Raw genomic sequence first — 18945 nt, forward strand, 5'->3', positions numbered from 1 at the left:
TACAGTAAATAAATTGAGGACACTTAAAGTGTTTTGCGATAGACCTTAATATTACCAAACATATACCTGAAACCAATGGTATAGGTATTGAAAATATCTGGTGCATTGTTTTCAAAGTTTCGGCTGGGATCATCGTAACCATCCAAACCCTCGCCATAGGTGATATTAGATTGTGCATTTATGGTAACGATATAGCGCAGATAACCATATCCATCATTAATGAAATAGTTAAAACCCAAATTAACCGGTGTTACTAAGTTTAAACCTTTATCCTTACCAGGAAAGGGACCATAACCCGGATCATATGCTGCCCATGAAGGCTTGTAACGCACAATGTCGTCCATTTTATTGTTAATCACACCAACCCCTAAACCTACATACAAGCCCCGAATATTGTAAAGGAAATCACTTCTTTCGTAGCGAATCACTTCACCCAACATAAACTTAAGGTTTGCCGTAACAGAGGTGTATTTATTAATAAACTCCCTGTTATGAGGGTCCGTAACGATATCGCCACCATGAACCATACCATATTGGGCTTCCAATCCGGCCATAACATAAGGGGTAACATGCACATCAAAAACACCATAGGCAGTATAACCTGTGCCACCCTTTTTTACATCAGTATAAGAGTGGTTAGCGCCTATACCAAAGCCATAAGACAGCTTAAAATAATTCGATTGCGCAAAAATAGAACCCGTGATCAAAACGAAGAAAAGTGATACGAAGATAGTTTTCAAGAAGTTAGGGATCATATCGTTTTTTTTTCAAAAATAATATGTTTATTGAATATCCATAACTTTTTACCTTTGAATTATGAGTAAATACAACAATCCGAATGGTTCTTTACAGAACAGATTTATAAAATATGCCAAAATTGACACCCAATCAGATCCCAATTCACCTACCTGCCCATCAACCGAAAAGCAGAAAAACCTGGGAAAAGAACTCGTGGCAGAACTATTAGAAATAGGCATTTCTGACGCAGAAATGGACATAAATGGCTATGTATATGGCACAATTCCAGGCAATACCACGAAGCAGGTTCCGGTTATTTGTTTTTGTTCGCACATGGATACATCACCTGATAGTAGCGGAGAAAATGTTAAACCGATTATTCATGATAATTATCAAGGTGAAGACCTTATTCTTCCAGACGACCCCAAAGTTGTTTTGAAAATGGCCGAACATCCTGATTTAAAACATCAGCTGGGTAACAGTATCATTACCGCAAGCGGAATAACCCTTTTAGGAGCCGATAATAAAGCCGGGGTAGCCGAAATTATGGAGGCCGCAGCCTTTCTGATGCAAAACCCCGAAGTGAAACATGGTACAATAAAAATTTTCTTTACGCCTGATGAGGAAATCGGAAGGGGGGTAGATAAAGCCGACCTAAAAAAACTAGGTGCTGATTTTGCCTATACCATTGATGGAGAAACCCTGGGTTCTATTGAAGATGAAACTTTCTCGGCCGATGGTGCAAAACTCATCATTACAGGTGTGAGCGCACATCCGGGATTCGCCAAAGGAAAAATGGAAAGCGCCATTAAAATCCTGTCCGAGATATTAAACGCCCTCCCTAAAGATACACTTACCCCGGAAACTACCCAATTGAAAGAAGGTTTTATCCACCCTGTGGCATTTAAAGGCCAGGTGGAGGAGGCAGAAGCCCAATTCATTATCCGCGATTTTGATAATGCTAAACTTCAGTCGCACGGAGAATTACTGGAAGAAACAGTAAAAAAAGTGATGGCAAACTACCCTAACTCCAGCTATAACCTACAGATCAAAGCACAATACCGAAATATGAAAGAAGTGCTCGATCAAAACCCAAAAATTGTGGCTTATGGTGTAGAAGCAATTACCAGGGCCGGAGTGGCAGTAAAAAAACAAAGCATAAGAGGGGGAACTGATGGTTCCAGACTCTCTTTTATGGGATTACCTTGCCCCAACATATTTGCTGGTGAACATGCTTTTCACAGCAAGCAAGAATGGGTAAGCATCCAGGATATGGAAAAAGCAGTGCAAACCATTATCAATATTGCCACCATTTGGGAAGAAAAGGCTTAGTAACTATTGATTAAACGATAGCTTGATCGAATGAATATTCAATGATTGAATTAGTGAATGTGGGTAACTGGACTCAGCGGTCGCATTCACTAATTCTCAATCAATAATTCTACAATTAATATGCCGCCTGACCGATATCTAATCTCCAGATTTTCCCGCTTTTATTCAATTGAAATTTGAAGTAAGTTTTAAAATCGCCCCATTGATCGGAGTGAAAACCTCCATAAATATCCATACCGTTATTTTCTACACGATCTATACTGGTAAAATGCTCTCGTCCAAATGATTTTCTAAAGAACCCTCTGAAGTTAGTCTGATACCCATCATAGCAAAAAATCACATTAGGCGTAAACAGTGAAAACCAGGTACGCTCATCGTTATTCTGCAAGGCAGTAATTGCTGCTTTAATTGGGGTGCTTGAAACCTTAGTTAAATCGAGCGTCACACCTTTGGTTAATGGTTTCTGAGCCCTGGCTGTAAGGCTTACCAATAGGCAAAGCAAGATGATTGTATTTCTCATAAGCCTAATTTTAAATGAGTTGAATGAATGTTACTCCAGCTCTAAAAATTACGCTTAACGAATACGCATTATCTGTTATACACCTCGTGTTATCCGTCCTGGGTTGAAGGATAAACACTGAATTAATTTGTTTTTCTGCCATTCTCTCTATTTTCAGCTTAACATAAAATATAAAACAACAGGGATGATCGCAGCAAAATTAAATAAAATAAGACACAACGCCAATTTTTCGCTACAGCGTGAAAAGGGTGACTGAGAGAATAATTGAACGAGAGAGTGAGTCAATGAGTGAGTGAGTGAATTTGAATGGTAATTTCCGTTTACTCATCAAAATTCAGGCATGAAATAAAAAGTATTATTTTTTCTTAAAAAAATTCTATACACCAAGGAAATTGCTATTTTTAAAATGTGATGATAACCTTAGAAAATCAATATTTAAAAGTTAAGCTTGCCGACAAAGGAGCAGAGCTACAAGGCCTGTACAGTAAAGAAACAGAACTGGAATACCTGTGGAATGCCGACCCCAAATTTTGGGCTAAGCATAGTCCAGTGCTTTTTCCAATTGTAGGCTCACTTAAAGACAACAGTTACACTTTTCAAGGCAAACATTACACGCTGCCCAGACATGGGTTTGCGCGCGATCAGGTATTTATAGCAGAACAACAAAGTGATACTGAGGCCGTTTTTAGTTTAAAGCAAACTGCAGAAACTTTAAAAGTTTATCCCTTCAATTTTGAATTAAAGCTTAAATACGAATTAATAGATCGGAAACTGAATCTCACCTATGAGGTAAAAAACACGGGCAAATCGGCCATGTATTTCTCTTTAGGGGCACACCCTGCATTTGCGGTACCTAATACCCCAAAAACCGTTTACGAAGATTACTATTTAGCTTTCAACGATGATGAGAAACTAACCTATTGGAAATTAGCCGATGGTTTAGTAGAAAAAGAAACAGAGAACATCGACTTAAACGGACACAAGCTGAACCTTAAACCAGAACTCTTTGATAACGATGCTTTAGTATTTAAAACACTTCAAAGTAATTGTATCAGCCTGCTAAACAATAAAAACGATTATGGTTTACATTTTCATTTTGAAGATTTTCCGTTTTTTGGCATATGGGCAGCGCCTCATGCACCTTTTGTTTGCCTCGAGCCCTGGTGCGGTGTTGCAGACAGTGTAGATCACAACCAGGATTTAGTTAGAAAAGAAGGCATTATTAAACTCAATAAGTCTGAAAGCTGGACAAGGTTTTGGGAAGTAGAGTGTTTTTAAAAGCTTAACAAACAGTATTGCCAGCTGAGACAACCAACCGTAACAACTAAATTACAACACCAGCAATCAAACCAGAATTCCCTTAAAAACCCGCATATAATTGTCTTTTTGACAATTAATAACTTACAACAGGAAGTTAGCAAGAGCGCTCTTTGTATAAAATGCACCACAGCGCTTTACTAAATCGATTTTTTATTCTTATAATAGTGTTTCAAACACGAATGTAACCAAATAAAAAACCAAATTTATGAAATTCAGGAATCTCTTATTTCTGGCTTTAGCTTTAGGGCCAACCTTATTGAAAGCACAGCAATGGCAGGCCAAAAAGGCAATACTCATGAGTAAATTTGCCAAAGATGTTAATCCCGAAAGTGTTTTACCAGAATATCCCCGCCCGCAACTTGCCCGTGAGAAATGGCTTAACCTCAATGGCTTATGGCAGTTTCAACCGGCAACAAGCAGAACCGAAGCACTTCCTCAGGGAAATCTATCCCGTAGCATTTTAGTGCCCTTTGCAGTAGAATCGGCACTATCTGGGGTAATGGAACACCATGAAAGCATCTGGTACCGCAGAAAGTTCAAAATTCCAGCAACCTGGAAAGGCCAGCAAGTACTGCTTCATTTTGGCGCAGTAGACTATGAAGCAGAAGTATTTATAAATGGTAAAAGCCTGGGTAAACATACTGGCGGATACGATCCTTTTAGCTACGATATTACCAAAGCAATTAAAGAAACAGGAGATCAGGAAGTTTCGGTGAGGGTATATGATCCGACAGATAAAGGAGGTTTTCCAAGAGGTAAGCAAACTTTAAACCCACAGGGTATCATGTACACCGCTGTAACCGGAATCTGGCAAACGGTATGGTTAGAGCCGGTTCCGAAAACCAATATCAGCAACATTAAAATTGTACCCGATATAGACCAATCAGTAGTACGCATTAAAGTAGATGCCAATACCGCTGCAAATGTTGAGATTAAAGTTAAAAATGGTAACCAGGTAATCCAAACGAGTAATGGTAAAGCCAATGCAGAAATCATTGTTCCCGTTAAAAATGCTAAATTATGGTCGCCAAACAACCCTTTTCTTTACGATTTAGCGATTACGCTTAAAAATGGAGATCAAAAACTGGACGCAGTAAATAGCTATTTCGGGATGAGAAAAATCTCTATTGGCGAAGAGGGTGGTTTTAAGAAAATGTTCTTAAACAATAAGTTTCTGTTTCAAATCGGCCCATTGGATCAAGGTTTTTGGCCTGATGGAGGTTACACTGCCCCAACCGATGAGGCGCTTAGATACGATCTGGAAATGACCAAACAATTGGGCTTCAACATGGTGCGTAAGCACATTAAGGTAGAACCTTACCGTTGGTACTATTGGGCAGACAAACTCGGATTAATGGTTTGGCAAGACATGCCTTCTCCAAATTCTTACACAGAAAAAGTTCCGCCAATAGACAAACAAGCCTTCAAATCGGAATTAAGCAGAATGATTGAAACCCATTGGAATTCGCCAAGCATTATTAGTTGGGTAGTTTTTAACGAAGGGCAGGCCCAGCACAATACTGCAGAATATGTAAATCAGGTTAAAAGCCTGGATCCAAGCCGACTGGTAAATCAGGGTAGTGGCTGGGAGCACCATGGAGTAGGAGATGTGCTCGATGTACATAGCTACCCTCCTCCGGCAGTACCTGCAAGTAAGGTGCAAACACTAGCCTGTGGTGAATATGGCGGTATCGGATACATCATTCCTGGGCACACCTGGAAAACTGGCCCAACCTATATCATGATCGATAACGAAAAAGACTACACCCAGCTTTATGACAATTTTGCCACAGATTTAGCCCTGTTTAAAACCAACAAGGGCTTAAGTGCTGCCGTATATACCGAAATTACGGATGTAGAAGTGGAACTTAATGGGTTAATCACCTATGATCGCGAGGTGGTTAAAGGCTCGGTTGAGAAAATCAGGGCATCTAACCTAAAAGCCATTAACGACCAGATTTACATTAAAGAAATTCTACCAACCTCACAAGAGGAAGCACGCAACTGGCAATATACTTTTGAGCAACCTGCAGAAAACTGGATGGTTCCCGGTTTTGACGCCGGCAAATGGAAAACAGGTGCCGGAGGATTTGGCAGTCCAGGAACACCTGGCGCCGTTAACAAAACACGCTGGAATACCAGCAATATCTGGCTTCGCCAGGAATTTAGCCTAAACAATTTGAAAGGTATCAACCGGGATAATTTAGTACTCTACATCCATCACGATGAAGATGCTGAAGTTTACATAAACGGTATTAAAGCAGCCTCTATACCAAATTACACCTCCAACTATACCATGGTAAAAATAAGTAAAGAAAGCCAGCAGGCCCTTAAAGAAAATGGTAAAAACATCATTGCTATCCATTGTAAACAAGAACGTGGCGGGCAATACATAGATGCAGGAATTTCCGTAATCGAAAAGAAATAATCAACTCAAATAACAAGGCGGCAATCTCTTTTGTCGCCAATTTATCACTTCCAATATTTGTCCATCCCACAAGATTTCTGTAATCTTGACCCCCGATTCTATTAGCCTATATTTTAATGATGACATTTAACACCACCGATTCTGCGCTTTTAAAAACCAAGCAACATTTTGAAATTCTTGATGGATTGAGAGGCGTAGCAGCGCTATGTGTAGTCATTTTCCACTTCATGGAGATGGTGTATTTACCCGATAAAAATTTTATTGCCCATGGCTTTCTGGCTGTAGATTTTTTCTTCTGTCTATCAGGATTTGTAATAGCATATGCCTATGATGATCGAATTGGTAAAATGGGAATGACAGAGTTTTTTAAATCCAGGATCATAAGATTGCACCCCCTGGTAATATTGGGCTCTGTGTTGGGTTTAATTACTTTTCTGTTCGATCCCTTTGGTGGACAAGCAGCGGCCTATAGTTTTGGAAAAACCATCCTCATCTTTCTAACCTCTGTATTGCTCATTCCCTTTCCGGTGATGGAAGAAAGGGCCTTTAACCTGTTTGGCTTCAACGCACCTTCATGGTCTTTGTTTTGGGAATATGTAGCCAATATTACCTACGCATTTATATTGTACCGAACACCTCGACGCGTTTTATGGATTTTACTTGTTATTGCTGCAGTAATTTTGACTATAGTGAGTTATCGCGCAGGAAATTTACTGGGTGGCTGGAGCAAAGATTCCTTTTGGGATGGGGGTGCACGCATTTTATTCTCCTTCCTGGCCGGAATCTTAATCTATCGTGCCAAGCTTATACTTAAAACTAAAATCGGTTTTATTGGCCTTGCCATTTTATTGGTATTGCCCTTTATCATGCCAGATAGCAAGCTGAACTGGATTACCCAACTTTTGGTTGTACTCCTTTACTTCCCTCTACTTGTATCATTGGGCGCTGGCGCAGTGCTTTCTGATGGCTTAAAGAAACTTTGCAATTTTTCAGGTAAGATTTCCTACCCGCTTTATATGACGCATTATGCCGTTATCTGGATGTTTGGCAACTATTATCAGGCATACAAACCCAGCGCAGGACAATTGACGTATATCATCATTATTGGAACTATTTTATTGCTTGGTTTCGCCTACCTGGTGATGATCCTTTTTGATACTCCAGTTAGAAAATATCTCAATAGAAAAAGAAAAGCTGAGAATTAGGTGCTTGGGCAGTAACTATCTCAATTTAGTTTCTCTCCTTTCCAAGGAGGGGCTGCGAAGGCATGTGAAGTGGTAGAGGTGGTAAAAAAAAAGGTCTTTCATGACGGCTAATTTCTCTATGTACAAGCCTGAAAGAAAAGGCAAGTGGAATCACGACTCATAATCTGATACCTACAACAATTTAATCTTAAGTTCACATCTAGATTAATATATTAGTCTAAGCTAATACTTATAGCTGATCACCCATGAAAATTAAATTAGCCACAGTCCAATTTCTTTTATTATTTACCTGCCTGGGATGTTCCACTAAAGGGCATTATACTTATAAAATAATCCATACCCAGGGCCGAAATATCGTTGTCTATGGAACCATTTACGATGCCAATACAAACCTTCCCATGCCAGTCGTCTCTATTTTGGGGCCTGATAAAAAAAAGATCGCTCAAACCGATAAAGATGGAAAGTATAAAGCTTACTTGACAAATGGCAAGCCAAGCTTACAAGCCTCCTGGATTGGGTACTATCACAATTGGACTAAAAAATTCAAATTGCTACCAGGCGATTCAGTACACGTAGATTTTTGGATGAAGGAAGATTTGAGACCTTTAATCGATTGATTGTTTCTCAACATAGAAATCAAATACTCCAGCCGGCTTCAGGCATCACCACCATCAAACACCCTGTGTTTATCCAAGGACTAGGCGAGGGAGTAATAATGTAATAGAAATCTCATCAATTAAAAAAATCAAAATTCTTTGAAACAAAATTTCAAGTCAGGCGTTTTAGATATAGTTTGTTTGGTTTAGTTTTATTAGTGGATACTCATAAAACATTCTATATGGCCCCATATTAGTATGGGGCTTTCTCGTTTATTACAATTACATTCCCTAAAACAAAAAAGGCCTTCAAAATAAATTGAGGCCTTTGAGTTAATCATAAAGATCTAAATTATTGTTGTACTTTAATCTCAGTTCTTCTGTTTAGAATTCTTCCTTCTTCTGTAGTATTGCTGGTAATGGGTTCTTTCTCTCCATGACCAACAATGGTAAAATTAGCCGCATTAATTCCTGCATTTACAAAATACGATTTGACCGAATTAGCGCGATCAACAGACAGCGACATGTTGTGCTCTGGGGTACCCTCGGCAGATGAATGCCCGTTTAAAACAAATTTAGTATTGGGTGCTTTCTTTATTTCGGCCACTGCTTTATCTAAAACGGCAAAAGAAGCTGTTTTCAAAACCGCAGAGTTAAATTCAAACTGGATGTTACCAATATTAAAATTAGGTTTCTCTTCTGCCGCCGGTTTTTCAGGAGCAGGTTGCGGTGTAGGCTCGGGCTTTTTCTCTTCTACTGGTGGCGGAGGGGGAGCTACAGGCGCCGGTGCAGGCTTAGCAGCCAGTTTCTTGGTTTTACAAGAGTACATTGTTAAGGTAGATAATCCGATAAGCGCTGTTAAGAAAAGTTTTTTCGTAAGATTCATTTTTTAAAATTAGTTTTAGCTAAAATGGCCTTCTGATACAGTTAACCATTATTGATTATAGCTATAACGATACTTTTTTCAAGAACGTGTATTTCGTACCGATTAAGTGTAGGTACTAAGCCTTGAAGGTGGAATACCATATTGCTTTTTAAAAACAAAAGAAAAATGCGAGAGGTCTTCAAAACCTAATTCCAGGTAAATATCAGATGCTGTTCTTCCCTTTTCCTTAATTAAATAATGTGCTTCCTGCAGCCTTCTTTGTTGCAACCACTTGCTCGGTGATAAATGAAAAATACGTTCAAAATCGCGCTTGAAAGTTGCTAAACTCCTTCCGGTAAGATAGGCAAAGCGTTTAAGCTGTACGTTAAAATGGAAATTCTTATTCATAAAAGCTTCAAGGTCAATTTTCCCCGGCTCGTTAAAATCGAACAGAACATCTTTTAATTCGGGCCTTAAACGTAACAAAAGCATAAGGGCCTCCCGTTGTTTTAAGTTTTGCAGCGATGCATCAACCAGTTGATTGTGCTGTACATAAGGCCAAAGTGAATCCATAAAACCAGTAAAAAGTGGATTGGGTTCCAATGGGATAACCGAATCCTGCGTTAAACCCCTGACACCTTCGGTCTGATAACCATTTTCCATGGCAAAACTTCTCAAAGTGGCCTGATCCAGGTAAATCGAAATGGCCTTAAAAGAACCACCTTCCAGAGGTTCTTTATTAAATTTAACCAGCTGGTTTCGTTTAATTAGCCGAAAATCTCCGGCTTTAAAAATATGCGCTTTATTACCATTATTAATGGTTAACGTCCCCTCAATCTGGTAACTGAACACATGCTCGCTGGCAAACTGTTCGCCTTCCCGGTTACGCGAAAAATAGCAGGAATAAGCAATAAGCGGTGAAGAATGATCCTTTTTAAATTCGGCCATATACAAAGTTAAAAAAAAGCAGGTAGCCAGGTCTGTTAAGAGATGCTACCTGAAGTAAAACACTTGTGAATTAAACTTTTCTGGTTACACCTTTTGTGTACCACTTGCCATCTTCACTTTCCAGAAAGTCTTTGGATGCTTCATGATCAGTAGATAATGAAACAGCCATCCATTCTTCCATTTCAGCATTGCGATTCGCATCGGCACTTTTTAAAATACCAATGGCTTCACTGCCTAAAACCAAATGAACAGGAGGCTGAGGGTGTTTAGCCAAATCTACCATCACTTTTGCTGCTTTATCCGGATCGCCGACCGGAACAAAATTTCCCCCCTTAAAAAATTTAACACGCTGGTTAACCTGTTCATATTCCTCCATTTCTCTGGCATAACTCATAGAATCGCCCGCCCAATCTGTACGGAAACCTCCTGGTTCAACACTGGTTACATAAATACCCAAAGGGCCTACCTCTTTTGCCAAGGCTTCGGTGAAGCCGCTCAAGCCAAATTTAGCCGCCTGGTACATGGTTAAACCCGGATTACCCACACGGCCACCAATTGAGCTGATTTGCAATATGCGACCGCCTCCCTGCTTGCGCATATAAGGCAATACCGCCCTGGTAATTTCTATTGGTGCAAATAAATTGGTTTCCAGCTGATTGCGCACTTGTTCCTGTGTGTAGGCTTCAGCAGCCCCGGTAATACCGAAACCTGCATTATTCACCAGAACATCTATCTGTCCGAAATGCTTCGCCGCTTCGGCTACCGCCTGGTAAACCTGTTCATAATCCGTTACATCCAATGTAACCGGAAAAATCTGTCCGGGATATTGACTAACCAAATCTGATAATTGACCAATATTGCGTGCTGCTGCAGCTACCTGATCGCCACTTGCCAACACGGCTTTCGTTAGGCTACGTCCTAAACCACGAGAACTGCCTGTTATAAACCATACTTTTTTCATTGTCTTATTTAAAATTACAATACAAAGTTATACCAACATTGCCGCCTAAGCTTTGTTGTAAAGCTCAAAATTGGTTTGCTATAAAGCTCAGATTGATTAAATATGATGAAGAAATATTGAAACAAGCACTGATTTCTGCCAGAACTTATAGGGTTAAAAAACAGGAATGCGCAAGCCACAACATTTCATTATCTTTACTAAAACATCATCGCCCGAAAGTACAAATTGCTTAAAATGAACCGCCGAACGCAGTATAAGCTTAAACAGCTTTTCGTTATCATCATTTGTTGGATGATGATCGGAGCCCTGATTGCTGTTTATGAACACTTCGTACTCCAAACCACCCACTCGCTGGGCTTTGCTCCCGGATATTCGCTGTCGGGCTCAATATTACTCAACATGGTGATAGGTTTGTTTGGTGCACTTTTAGGTGGAAGCCTTTTGGTATTTTTTGTGAATGTTAAATACCGCGACAAACCCTATGCCTATACCTTTTTTATTGTAGCCATTTCTTTCCTGTGCATCATTCTTCTGGTAAATGAAATTCTGGTACAGTTATCTATGGGAGATGTTAAACGTTTGCAAAAAAATGGCATTGCATGGGCAATAGTTGTATCTGTTACACAATTATTGCTCCAGGTTAACAGCAAATTCGGGCAGGGAATTTTTTGGGACATTATCCGCGGAAAATACAACACTCCGAAGGTCGAATCCAGGATATTTATGTTCCTTGACCTTAATTCTTCTACTACCATAGCAGAAGGCCTGGGTGATAAACGTTACCATGAGCTTTTGAAAGACCTGTTTACCGATATTACCAACCCCATTTTAGATAACAAAGGAGAAATTTATCAATATGTTGGTGATGAGGTGGTCATTGCCTGGCGCTATGCCGATGGAATAGCAAATAATAAATGTATACAGTGCTTTTTTGATATCAAAGAACAACTGAATAGCTTAAACACAAAATATTTTGATCGTTACCACATTAAGCCTGAATTTAAAGCGGGGATACACTGCGGAAAAGTAATTGCTGGAGAAGTGGGCATCATTAAACGAGATATTACCTACTCAGGCGATGTGCTCAATACCACTTCAAGAATTCAGGGAATGTGCAAAGAATTTCAGCAAGAGGTAATTGTATCTCTAGATTTAATGGATGAACTTCATCTGAGTCAAAATTACAGTACCGAACCACTAGGCAGTATTAAATTACGAGGTAAAGAAAAAGAGATGTCACTGGTAGCAGTAAAGGTTTTAGTGTAGTTAATGGAAGTTAAATGATGCTATCATTCAACCTTTTTAACCTTAATATTTTCTTAATAATCAATGCTTAATTTAGTCTGCTCATTTACATCACATCTGATATGAAGATTCTAAAAAATACCAGCTTCGCCCTGTTTTTTGCAATTAGTTTATTGTTGTTTAATCAACATGCCACTGCCCAGCAATTAAAAACCCTACAGCTTAAAGACGTTAAAGACTTAAAGGAGTTTTTCAGGTATAAAGGTAAAAGCACGCCCGTTATCAGTGGCCATCGTGGCGGAACCATTAAAGGCTTTCCTGAAAACTGTATTGCTACTTTCGAAAATACGCTTAAATATACGCCTGCTTTTTTTGAAATCGATCCCCGGTTAACCAAAGACAGTATAGCCGTATTGATGCATGATGCCACATTGGACCGAACCACTACCGGCACCGGAAAGGTATCTGATTATACCTATGCAGAACTGCAGCAATTGAGATTGAAAGATCCTGAAGGGCAGATAACCAGTTATAAAATACCCACACTTAAAGAAGTAATCAACTGGAGTAAAGGTAAAACCGTTGTGAATCTCGATAAAAAGGATGTACCCATGGAGATGACTGCTAAAATCCTTCGAGAATGCCAAAATGAAGTGATTATGATTACCGTACACAATGCCAAACAGGCCAAATTTTATTATCAGCAAAATACCAGGGTGATGTTTTCTGCCTTTGTTAAAACTCAAAAAGCTTTTGAGGAGTATGAAGCTGCCGGCATTCCCTGGTCGAGCATGATTGCTTATATTGGTTCAGAAAATACCCCTGAAAATAAAATACTTTTTGATTTGCTGCATGCCAAAGGCGTGATGTGCATGATCTCCGCAGCGCCTACCTATGACAAACTTCAAACTCCAGAAGAACGGGCCAGACATTACCGCGAAACCTTCGCTCAAGGCGCTGATATTTTAGAGTCTGACTTACCGATTGAGGTTGCGGCCGCAATTAAATAATCGAACTTTTTGAAACGTTGAACAAGCTGGGTGATTTTATTAAAAACTATGGCAAAAAGCAGTAGTTACCAGCTTTACATTAAAGGTAACACATTTTAGCGAAGAGTCTGGTGTTCTTTGTGCCTTAGTGACTACTTTGGTTGTGTAGTACCACCAAAGCACAAAGACTTACACACTTCTCCATCATTCCATCACAGCATGTAATTATAATGCAGCAGATACAGGCGAAGCCATCAAAATTTAAGCGCCATACCTTTTTCTAAAATGCAAGGGTAAAATGGCGGCCCTACATAGCCTGCACAGGCAATTAATTAAAAAATGTAATCCTAATCCAGTAAGGTCCAGGTTTTTCTGGCCTGCACCTGTTGTACTACCTGCTGCTCGGCTACTACTATGTTTTCTTTCCGTTGACCGATATATTCCAGTGCCGCTAATTTATTCCATAGCGCAACAAGCACCGTTAAAAATTCATTCACCATCAGCATGGATTGATTAATCTGTTTATGATCATACACCAGCTCAATGGTTTTGGATAACAACTCTTCGAAATTACCCGGAGTAACATCCTTCCATTCATAAAAGTATTTAAGGAGCTCTTCTCTCTCTTTTGGATCGATCAATTTGATTGCCGTGAAAAAAATATGCGCCAGACTCGAAAAATAACCTACCAAAACATTGGGTGACTCTTTATAGGCGATATTGCGATATTCATAAAAAATGGTCGCAATAAAATCTACAATCTTTTCCGATATAATCCTGATATTTTTTCCCAGTTGGGTAATATTATCACGTCCCCCGGTTTTATCTATAATTTTAAATGATGTTAACTGCAGTTCGTTCAATAAAATGCTGAAACTTTCATAGTACCGGATCAGTGCAGGATGACTGGTTATGGTGGAACTTGGAGGAATGTAACTCCTGTTTATAGTTAACCGCCCATTTTCATGATAAACCTGGCCTATTGTTAAAAAATAATTATCAGGCATTTGACCAGCAATTTCATTTTCAGGGAGAACAACAATGCTGTAGGCTTTAGCCAACTCAGGGTAGCGTAAAGGGCTCTCCTCGGGATCGGGTGTTCCGGCTGGCACCCGGTTAAAAGGATTGACAACTAATAAAATGGCATAATTTCTTGGCTCCGACTGGCCAAAATAATGATTGTGAACCAGGTTATCCATGGTGTCGCTCTGTTGTATATCGATGTGACATCCCTCTGGCGTGATGGCATTGCAATACCGTACCCGGATTTCAATGTGATTAGTTGCTTTCTCGATAATCTCTATATCATGAGAACTATTATAGCCTGCAAAAGGTGGCAAAAAACCATAATTGCTATTGTTTAAGTGTAGCGAAACGGCATCTCTCACAAAATCCTGCAAGTAGAGATCACTTAATGTAAAATGATCGCTGGAGAGCTTCATTCCATTGATCCAGTTGATCGATCTATATCTCAGCGGTTTAATCATAGTAAATGTTTTTATAGGTTAGATTTAGATAAAAATAGCGCTTTCGCCTACCTCGTTAGGTACATTAACGTTTTCAGATACCCTTTTTGCATAGATGGTCATTTTCTCAGAGATTCCATTTTGGGTAATATCCAAATCCGGGTCGATAAATATATTGCGTTTAAAGAAAGATGTTTTTATAAAAAATATCCACCTGTATCCATCGTGTTCCTCATCTCTGAACTCAACAGGGTTTTTGGCAAATTTCAGGTTATAGTCGTCTATAAATTTGTGAAACCAGATACCAAAGTTCATATTTTCCGGGGCTTTTACCTTCACTTTCAAAGGTTCCGGATCCGTACTTTTCTTGTAAAGCTCAAGTTCTAAAACCAGCAACTTATTAAAATCTACATGATCCATATTGATGTCCAGTGGTGTATCAGGGTATTTCCAAACCTTATAAATTTCTGATGGGATTTGAAGTAAAGAGACATAAGCCCACCAAAAAATAAGCGGCACAAAAAAACAAGTAATACTACCGGCGCCCCACCAGCCAAAATTAACATCGCTAAGCCAATTAAAAGCCAATTGAAAAAGGTAGAGAGATAAAATAGCCGCGACTAATGTTCCAAAAAAAATGAACACTTTCCGCTCAATAAGCGGACCTGCATAATACTTAGTGAGCAGAAAAACATATAGTATCCCTGTTAACAGATAGAAAATACAGCACATTATATATCCCCAGGGCATAAAATTGAAATTAAGAAATCCCAAAAATCCCGGAATAGCTAAAATAATTCCGGTTAGCAGAACACTTACAATAAGTTTTTTGTTGTTTAAGAACTGATTTTTTTTGTTGATGATGGTAAGTACCACGGTAGATACCAGAAAAATTAAGGGAAATAGAAGATAACGAATAAAAAATGATTGAACGTCCATTGTTAGAATTAGGTATGATGTATTACAAATATAGTATCTTTAAGAAATGATTTTGATGCATTGTTTGTTCGATAATGTAAATTTAACCTATAACAAAGAAGCAAGCTTAAAGTTTAAATGAAAAAAGGAAAGCAAGTTAACAATGAGCTGTTTACTGATTATAAAGCTGTTGCGCATGCTGCAGATTTAATTGAGCGAAGGGTAATAGACGCCGACCGGATTGAGGTTATCCCTATTGGAGCCGATAAGCGGGCATATGCCAAGGAAATCGAAGATACTGTTGAGTACTTTTCAGAGAAACGCCTTCAGGATCGAACCCGAATTCTTGTTAACCGGGAAGGACTTTATGATATGCTGCCCGAAGGTTTATTCCACCGTCCGCCCCGCGGAAGTTCCGGAATGGATGAAGAAGGAATGATTAAGGATATCAGAGAACGGAGGGAAGAAGAAAAACAAGCCCGTCTGTTTTTCAGTCCTTTTGATGCCGAACTTAACCACGCCCGCATCATTACAGAACTTTACGAAAACCAGCTCGATAAAAAAACAACTTACGGCAACTTAAATCAGATTTTCGAATACAGCTGGAAAGAATTCAGCTTACTAAACAAAGAACAAAGCATTATCTGGATGCACCTTTTACCAGAAATTCAACAAAAAAGAAACGATATAGATTTTACCTCTAAAGTTTTAAGTGCATTATTTAATTTATCTATAACTATTATTTCTAACCATAAACGCCCAAAACCTTTGCCTATTGCCGATGGCTTACAAATGCAATTGGGAAAGAGTGCTTTAGGCATAGACACCATTATTGGTAAAGATTTTATACCAGAAAACGAATCCATCAGCATTAATATCGGACCCAGCTCACCCCACAATTTGATAAGCTTCATGCCGGGAGAAAAGAATCGCGAAATTCTGGACATGGCACTCAGCTACCTCATCCCGATGGATACAGAAATAGACATTGATCTCATCACGGCCAGCGATTATCAGGAAAGCGTTCTGTCTGATGATGGAGAAAATGTATTTCTAGGATATACCGTTTTCTTATAAACTAGTCAACATTGCTGTAATTTAAGGTTTTAAGCATCATTCGATAGTGAATATTCATGGTGCTCCTCAGCCTAAGTTTGGCAACCGTTAAAGCCAGTAGTTCCTCCCATTCCTGGGCGCTTAGCTTTACGCCTGGTGCCGGCTCAACGATAATGTCGGTTGTCCTAACAAAACCTGCATTTGGCTTGGCATCCATTACCAAACCTTTTGCCAATGTAATAAAAAGTGCTTTTTCGCCTAATTCATATTTACAAAAATTGAGCACATCGGCCTTGGTAATTACCCGGTCTGCGGTTGTTAACCCATATTTATAAGCTTGAACACTATTGGTAGCGTTCAGCTTAGAACGACCACCCAAAGTAGGTGTCAGCAGGAAAATACCGTCTGCATTTAGTTTCTGGTAATCGTAAACAGCAAGCCTGTTGCCTGCGCTAATCTTATTTGCATCTTCCGCCTGTGTTACCCAAATATCAAGAAAAACAATGTCTGCATCATCCAAAGGCTTCAGAATGATATAGCTTGGCAAGTCTTTTATGGCTTTAAGCGCCGATCTGCTTTTTTGTTCAATTAAGGCTATATTTTGCTCCAGGCTCCTTAAAACTGTGCTTAAAAAATCCGGACCATAAGCCGAAAACGAAGCTTTTTCATCTCGCAACAATTCAAAAAGGTAGTCCATTAACTCTTTCGCATTGCGTGTATCAAAACGCTCTGTACCGCCATAACGAACAGAAAATGAGCCATCTCCTTTTTCATTTTCATTGGTATACGGAATTTCATTATAGCGTTTCCCCCGGTTATCCCTTAAGCTTTCTACTGCCAGCATTTGTTCCAAATCTTCGGTCTTCACCGGAATTACATTGTTCATCGTTTTTAGGCGGTGCTTTACCTGACTCAGTTTTTTGTTAACCACAGGAAAAGCATTAATGGCAATGTGGAGCTCGCTTAGCATATCTGCTGTAATGGCTGCCGGAAAAGTTACCTTAAGCCATTTGACTTCACCCAGCTGATTGAGATTGGCTTGCTGGAAAACTGAAGTAAACGCTTCTGGCCAACGCTCCTGCTCAAGTATATTAAAATCATTGAGATCGCCCAACGTTAAAAACCTATTGTTGTAGAACTGGAGAACATCAGCCTTAATCAGATTTAGCAATTGTTTATGCTGAAATACTCCTTGTTGAGCACCGGATTGAGGTTCATCCATAAATCTTTCGGTATAAACCGGAATGGCGTTACCTTGAAAGTCCCATTTACTAAGCGATAATAAATCGTAAGCATTTTCCGGAACCGCATAATTTTTCCAGTCGAAAAAGAAATTCAGTCTATTCAGATCCATCCGGTTATTCAAACCCGTTAAACCAATGTAAAGTGTGTTTTCAGGAAGACGGGCAGCACCGATGGCTGTAAAGTGCTGAAGCTTATTTAATTGTTCTATCTTCTGAATGGTATGTCCTGTGGCAATATAACTCAGTTCTATTTTCTTCAACTTAACATGGTGCAGCGGGCTAAAAAAAACATCAACCTTTTTATTTCTACCTTTATCATCATCCGGTACCTGGATATTCTTTTTGAAATAAAACTGTGTAAAGGGGCTCAGGATTTCTTCTTTTTCTACCGGTTTGGCATAAACAATTGCATGGGCCGGGAGCGCAGATGTTAAATGCCCAGGGGCTAAGATCCTGCTGATCTTGTCGAAGATTCGATTCTCCAGATTCTTCACATCATTGGAAACATTGAAAAGCTCATTACTGAGTGCTTCAATAATTAGCTTAACCAAAGGATCGAATTCGTTACTATCTTTTATGTTCCAGAAATCTTCTGCATTTTTTAAAATTCTATTGCGAATTTCATCTTTAGATGAATAAAATACGGGCTTCATGTGTAGGATATTTGGGGCGTTAACGATTAGGTGGAAAGTGGACTGAGAAATAAGGCAATATTAAAAAAATATTTTTCAGCGGTAGCTTTAATTAGACCACGAACACTAATATCAACCTTTTTTTTAATCTCTGTAATCTTACGAAGAGGGTATACGTTTTCAACTTCAGCAATACGTACTTCAACCTCCGTTTGATAAATCCGTGTTTCATATTCGGTAATGGACTTCAGTAATGATTTACGAAATTTTTCCTCCCACAAGCTCTCACTAACGATGAGTTCGAAGTCGAGATCCCAAATTTCGCAACCAAAATTATGGTTGTGCCTGTTTTCGCCATACCGGGTAAAAATAATCAGTTCCAGGTGATTTGAAATCGACTTTCCAAGGTCAGTTACCTGAAGATCAGCGCCTGAAAATAACGAGTTAAATCGAAATGGCTTATGGTAAAAATTTACAGACAT

The 18945-nt window shown here is 39.2% G+C and carries 17 protein-coding genes; 8 read left to right on the forward strand and 9 right to left on the reverse strand.

Annotated features, from left to right (window positions below; all coding sequences use genetic code 11):
• Positions 1 to 23: 23 nt before the first annotated feature.
• Positions 24 to 740, reverse strand: a complete 717-nt coding sequence (locus ACQY77_RS11675; protein ID WP_421941967.1) for a hypothetical protein — start codon at positions 738 to 740, stop codon at positions 24 to 26.
• Between the two features lie 76 nt (positions 741 to 816).
• On the opposite strand from ACQY77_RS11675, the gene pepT reads away from it, so the two are divergent.
• The gene (gene pepT / locus ACQY77_RS11680; protein WP_421941966.1) at positions 817 to 2070 is read left to right on the forward strand and encodes a peptidase T; all 1254 of its coding nucleotides are present in this window, start codon (positions 817 to 819) and stop codon (positions 2068 to 2070) included.
• Positions 2071 to 2185: 115 nt separating this feature from the next.
• On the opposite strand, the gene ACQY77_RS11685 is transcribed toward pepT, so the two are convergent.
• Positions 2186 to 2590, reverse strand: a complete 405-nt coding sequence (locus tag ACQY77_RS11685) for a hypothetical protein (RefSeq protein ID WP_421941965.1) — start codon at positions 2588 to 2590, stop codon at positions 2186 to 2188.
• A gap of 411 nt (positions 2591 to 3001) precedes the next feature.
• Between ACQY77_RS11685 and ACQY77_RS11690 the strand changes: the two genes are divergently transcribed.
• The 4 genes from ACQY77_RS11690 (at position 3002) to ACQY77_RS11705 (ending at position 8160) form a co-directional block, all read left to right on the forward strand.
• Positions 3002 to 3868 (forward strand): aldose 1-epimerase family protein, encoded by an 867-nt coding sequence (locus ACQY77_RS11690; protein WP_421941964.1) that lies wholly within the window; start codon positions 3002 to 3004, stop codon positions 3866 to 3868.
• Between the two features lie 247 nt (positions 3869 to 4115).
• Positions 4116 to 6338 (forward strand): glycoside hydrolase family 2 protein, encoded by a 2223-nt coding sequence (locus ACQY77_RS11695; protein ID WP_421941963.1) that lies wholly within the window; start codon positions 4116 to 4118, stop codon positions 6336 to 6338.
• A gap of 119 nt (positions 6339 to 6457) precedes the next feature.
• The gene (locus ACQY77_RS11700; protein WP_421942384.1) at positions 6458 to 7543 is read left to right on the forward strand and encodes an acyltransferase family protein; all 1086 of its coding nucleotides are present in this window, start codon (positions 6458 to 6460) and stop codon (positions 7541 to 7543) included.
• Between the two features lie 245 nt (positions 7544 to 7788).
• Positions 7789 to 8160: a carboxypeptidase-like regulatory domain-containing protein gene (locus ACQY77_RS11705; protein ID WP_421941962.1), complete on the forward strand. Its 372-nt coding sequence runs from the start codon at positions 7789 to 7791 to the stop codon at positions 8158 to 8160.
• Positions 8161 to 8491: 331 nt separating this feature from the next.
• Here ACQY77_RS11705 and ACQY77_RS11710 read toward each other — a convergent pair whose 3' ends face one another.
• The 3 genes from ACQY77_RS11710 to ACQY77_RS11720 form a co-directional block, all read right to left on the reverse strand.
• Positions 8492 to 9025, reverse strand: a complete 534-nt coding sequence (locus tag ACQY77_RS11710; RefSeq protein ID WP_421941961.1) for an OmpA family protein — start codon at positions 9023 to 9025, stop codon at positions 8492 to 8494.
• A 102-nt stretch (positions 9026 to 9127) separates the two neighbouring features.
• Positions 9128 to 9952 (reverse strand): helix-turn-helix domain-containing protein, encoded by an 825-nt coding sequence (locus tag ACQY77_RS11715; RefSeq protein ID WP_421941960.1) that lies wholly within the window; start codon positions 9950 to 9952, stop codon positions 9128 to 9130.
• Positions 9953 to 10022: 70 nt separating this feature from the next.
• Positions 10023 to 10913 carry an oxidoreductase gene (locus ACQY77_RS11720; protein WP_421941959.1) on the reverse strand — a complete coding sequence of 297 codons (891 nt, stop codon included), beginning with the start codon at positions 10911 to 10913 and terminating at the stop codon, positions 10023 to 10025.
• 234 nt (positions 10914 to 11147) lie between these two features.
• Here ACQY77_RS11720 and ACQY77_RS11725 point away from each other — a divergent pair, with 234 nt between their 5' ends.
• Together ACQY77_RS11725 and ACQY77_RS11730 are read left to right on the forward strand one after the other, a co-directional pair.
• Positions 11148 to 12179 carry an adenylate/guanylate cyclase domain-containing protein gene (locus ACQY77_RS11725; RefSeq protein WP_421941958.1) on the forward strand — a complete coding sequence of 344 codons (1032 nt, stop codon included), beginning with the start codon at positions 11148 to 11150 and terminating at the stop codon, positions 12177 to 12179.
• Positions 12180 to 12280: 101 nt separating this feature from the next.
• Positions 12281 to 13168 (forward strand): glycerophosphodiester phosphodiesterase family protein, encoded by an 888-nt coding sequence (locus ACQY77_RS11730; RefSeq protein ID WP_421941957.1) that lies wholly within the window; start codon positions 12281 to 12283, stop codon positions 13166 to 13168.
• A gap of 326 nt (positions 13169 to 13494) precedes the next feature.
• Here ACQY77_RS11730 and ACQY77_RS11735 read toward each other — a convergent pair whose 3' ends face one another.
• Both ACQY77_RS11735 and ACQY77_RS11740 read right to left on the reverse strand, forming a co-directional pair.
• Positions 13495 to 14634, reverse strand: a complete 1140-nt coding sequence (locus tag ACQY77_RS11735) for a hypothetical protein (protein ID WP_421941956.1) — start codon at positions 14632 to 14634, stop codon at positions 13495 to 13497.
• A gap of 24 nt (positions 14635 to 14658) precedes the next feature.
• Positions 14659 to 15552: a TssN family type VI secretion system protein gene (locus ACQY77_RS11740; RefSeq protein ID WP_421941955.1), complete on the reverse strand. Its 894-nt coding sequence runs from the start codon at positions 15550 to 15552 to the stop codon at positions 14659 to 14661.
• 117 nt (positions 15553 to 15669) lie between these two features.
• On the opposite strand from ACQY77_RS11740, the gene ACQY77_RS11745 reads away from it, so the two are divergent.
• Positions 15670 to 16608, forward strand: a complete 939-nt coding sequence (locus tag ACQY77_RS11745) for a type VI secretion system baseplate subunit TssG (RefSeq protein WP_421941954.1) — start codon at positions 15670 to 15672, stop codon at positions 16606 to 16608.
• Between the two features lies 1 nt (position 16609).
• On the opposite strand, the gene ACQY77_RS11750 is transcribed toward ACQY77_RS11745, so the two are convergent.
• Positions 16610 to 18484, reverse strand: a complete 1875-nt coding sequence (locus ACQY77_RS11750) for a hypothetical protein (protein WP_421941953.1) — start codon at positions 18482 to 18484, stop codon at positions 16610 to 16612.
• A gap of 26 nt (positions 18485 to 18510) precedes the next feature.
• On the reverse strand, positions 18511 to 18945 hold the full coding sequence (locus tag ACQY77_RS11755; RefSeq protein ID WP_421941952.1) for a GPW/gp25 family protein: 435 nt from the start codon (positions 18943 to 18945) through the stop codon (positions 18511 to 18513).

Origin of the sequence: Pedobacter sp. (genome assembly GCF_965279535.1) — a bacterium.
In the GTDB taxonomy this organism is placed as follows: Bacteria; Bacteroidota; Bacteroidia; order Sphingobacteriales; family Sphingobacteriaceae; genus Pedobacter.

Bases quoted from the DNA above. Each gene is read 5' to 3' on its own strand.
- pepT (WP_421941966.1), top strand. From the start codon at position 817: ATGAGTAAATACAACAATCCGAATGGTTCTTTACAGAACAGATTTATA.
- ACQY77_RS11685 (WP_421941965.1), bottom strand. From the start codon at position 2,590: ATGAGAAATACAATCATCTTGCTTTGCCTATTGGTAAGCCTTACAGCC.
- ACQY77_RS11690 (WP_421941964.1), top strand. From the start codon at position 3,002: ATGATAACCTTAGAAAATCAATATTTAAAAGTTAAGCTTGCCGACAAA.
- ACQY77_RS11695 (WP_421941963.1), top strand. From the start codon at position 4,116: ATGAAATTCAGGAATCTCTTATTTCTGGCTTTAGCTTTAGGGCCAACC.
- ACQY77_RS11700 (WP_421942384.1), top strand. From the start codon at position 6,458: ATGACATTTAACACCACCGATTCTGCGCTTTTAAAAACCAAGCAACAT.
- ACQY77_RS11705 (WP_421941962.1), top strand. From the start codon at position 7,789: ATGAAAATTAAATTAGCCACAGTCCAATTTCTTTTATTATTTACCTGC.
- ACQY77_RS11710 (WP_421941961.1), bottom strand. From the start codon at position 9,025: ATGAATCTTACGAAAAAACTTTTCTTAACAGCGCTTATCGGATTATCT.
- ACQY77_RS11715 (WP_421941960.1), bottom strand. From the start codon at position 9,952: ATGGCCGAATTTAAAAAGGATCATTCTTCACCGCTTATTGCTTATTCC.
- ACQY77_RS11720 (WP_421941959.1), bottom strand. From the start codon at position 10,913: ATGAAAAAAGTATGGTTTATAACAGGCAGTTCTCGTGGTTTAGGACGT.
- ACQY77_RS11725 (WP_421941958.1), top strand. From the start codon at position 11,148: ATGAACCGCCGAACGCAGTATAAGCTTAAACAGCTTTTCGTTATCATC.
- ACQY77_RS11730 (WP_421941957.1), top strand. From the start codon at position 12,281: ATGAAGATTCTAAAAAATACCAGCTTCGCCCTGTTTTTTGCAATTAGT.
- ACQY77_RS11735 (WP_421941956.1), bottom strand. From the start codon at position 14,634: ATGATTAAACCGCTGAGATATAGATCGATCAACTGGATCAATGGAATG.
- ACQY77_RS11740 (WP_421941955.1), bottom strand. From the start codon at position 15,552: ATGGACGTTCAATCATTTTTTATTCGTTATCTTCTATTTCCCTTAATT.
- ACQY77_RS11745 (WP_421941954.1), top strand. From the start codon at position 15,670: ATGAAAAAAGGAAAGCAAGTTAACAATGAGCTGTTTACTGATTATAAA.
- ACQY77_RS11750 (WP_421941953.1), bottom strand. From the start codon at position 18,484: ATGAAGCCCGTATTTTATTCATCTAAAGATGAAATTCGCAATAGAATT.
- ACQY77_RS11755 (WP_421941952.1), bottom strand. From the start codon at position 18,945: ATGTCTGTAAATTTTTACCATAAGCCATTTCGATTTAACTCGTTATTT.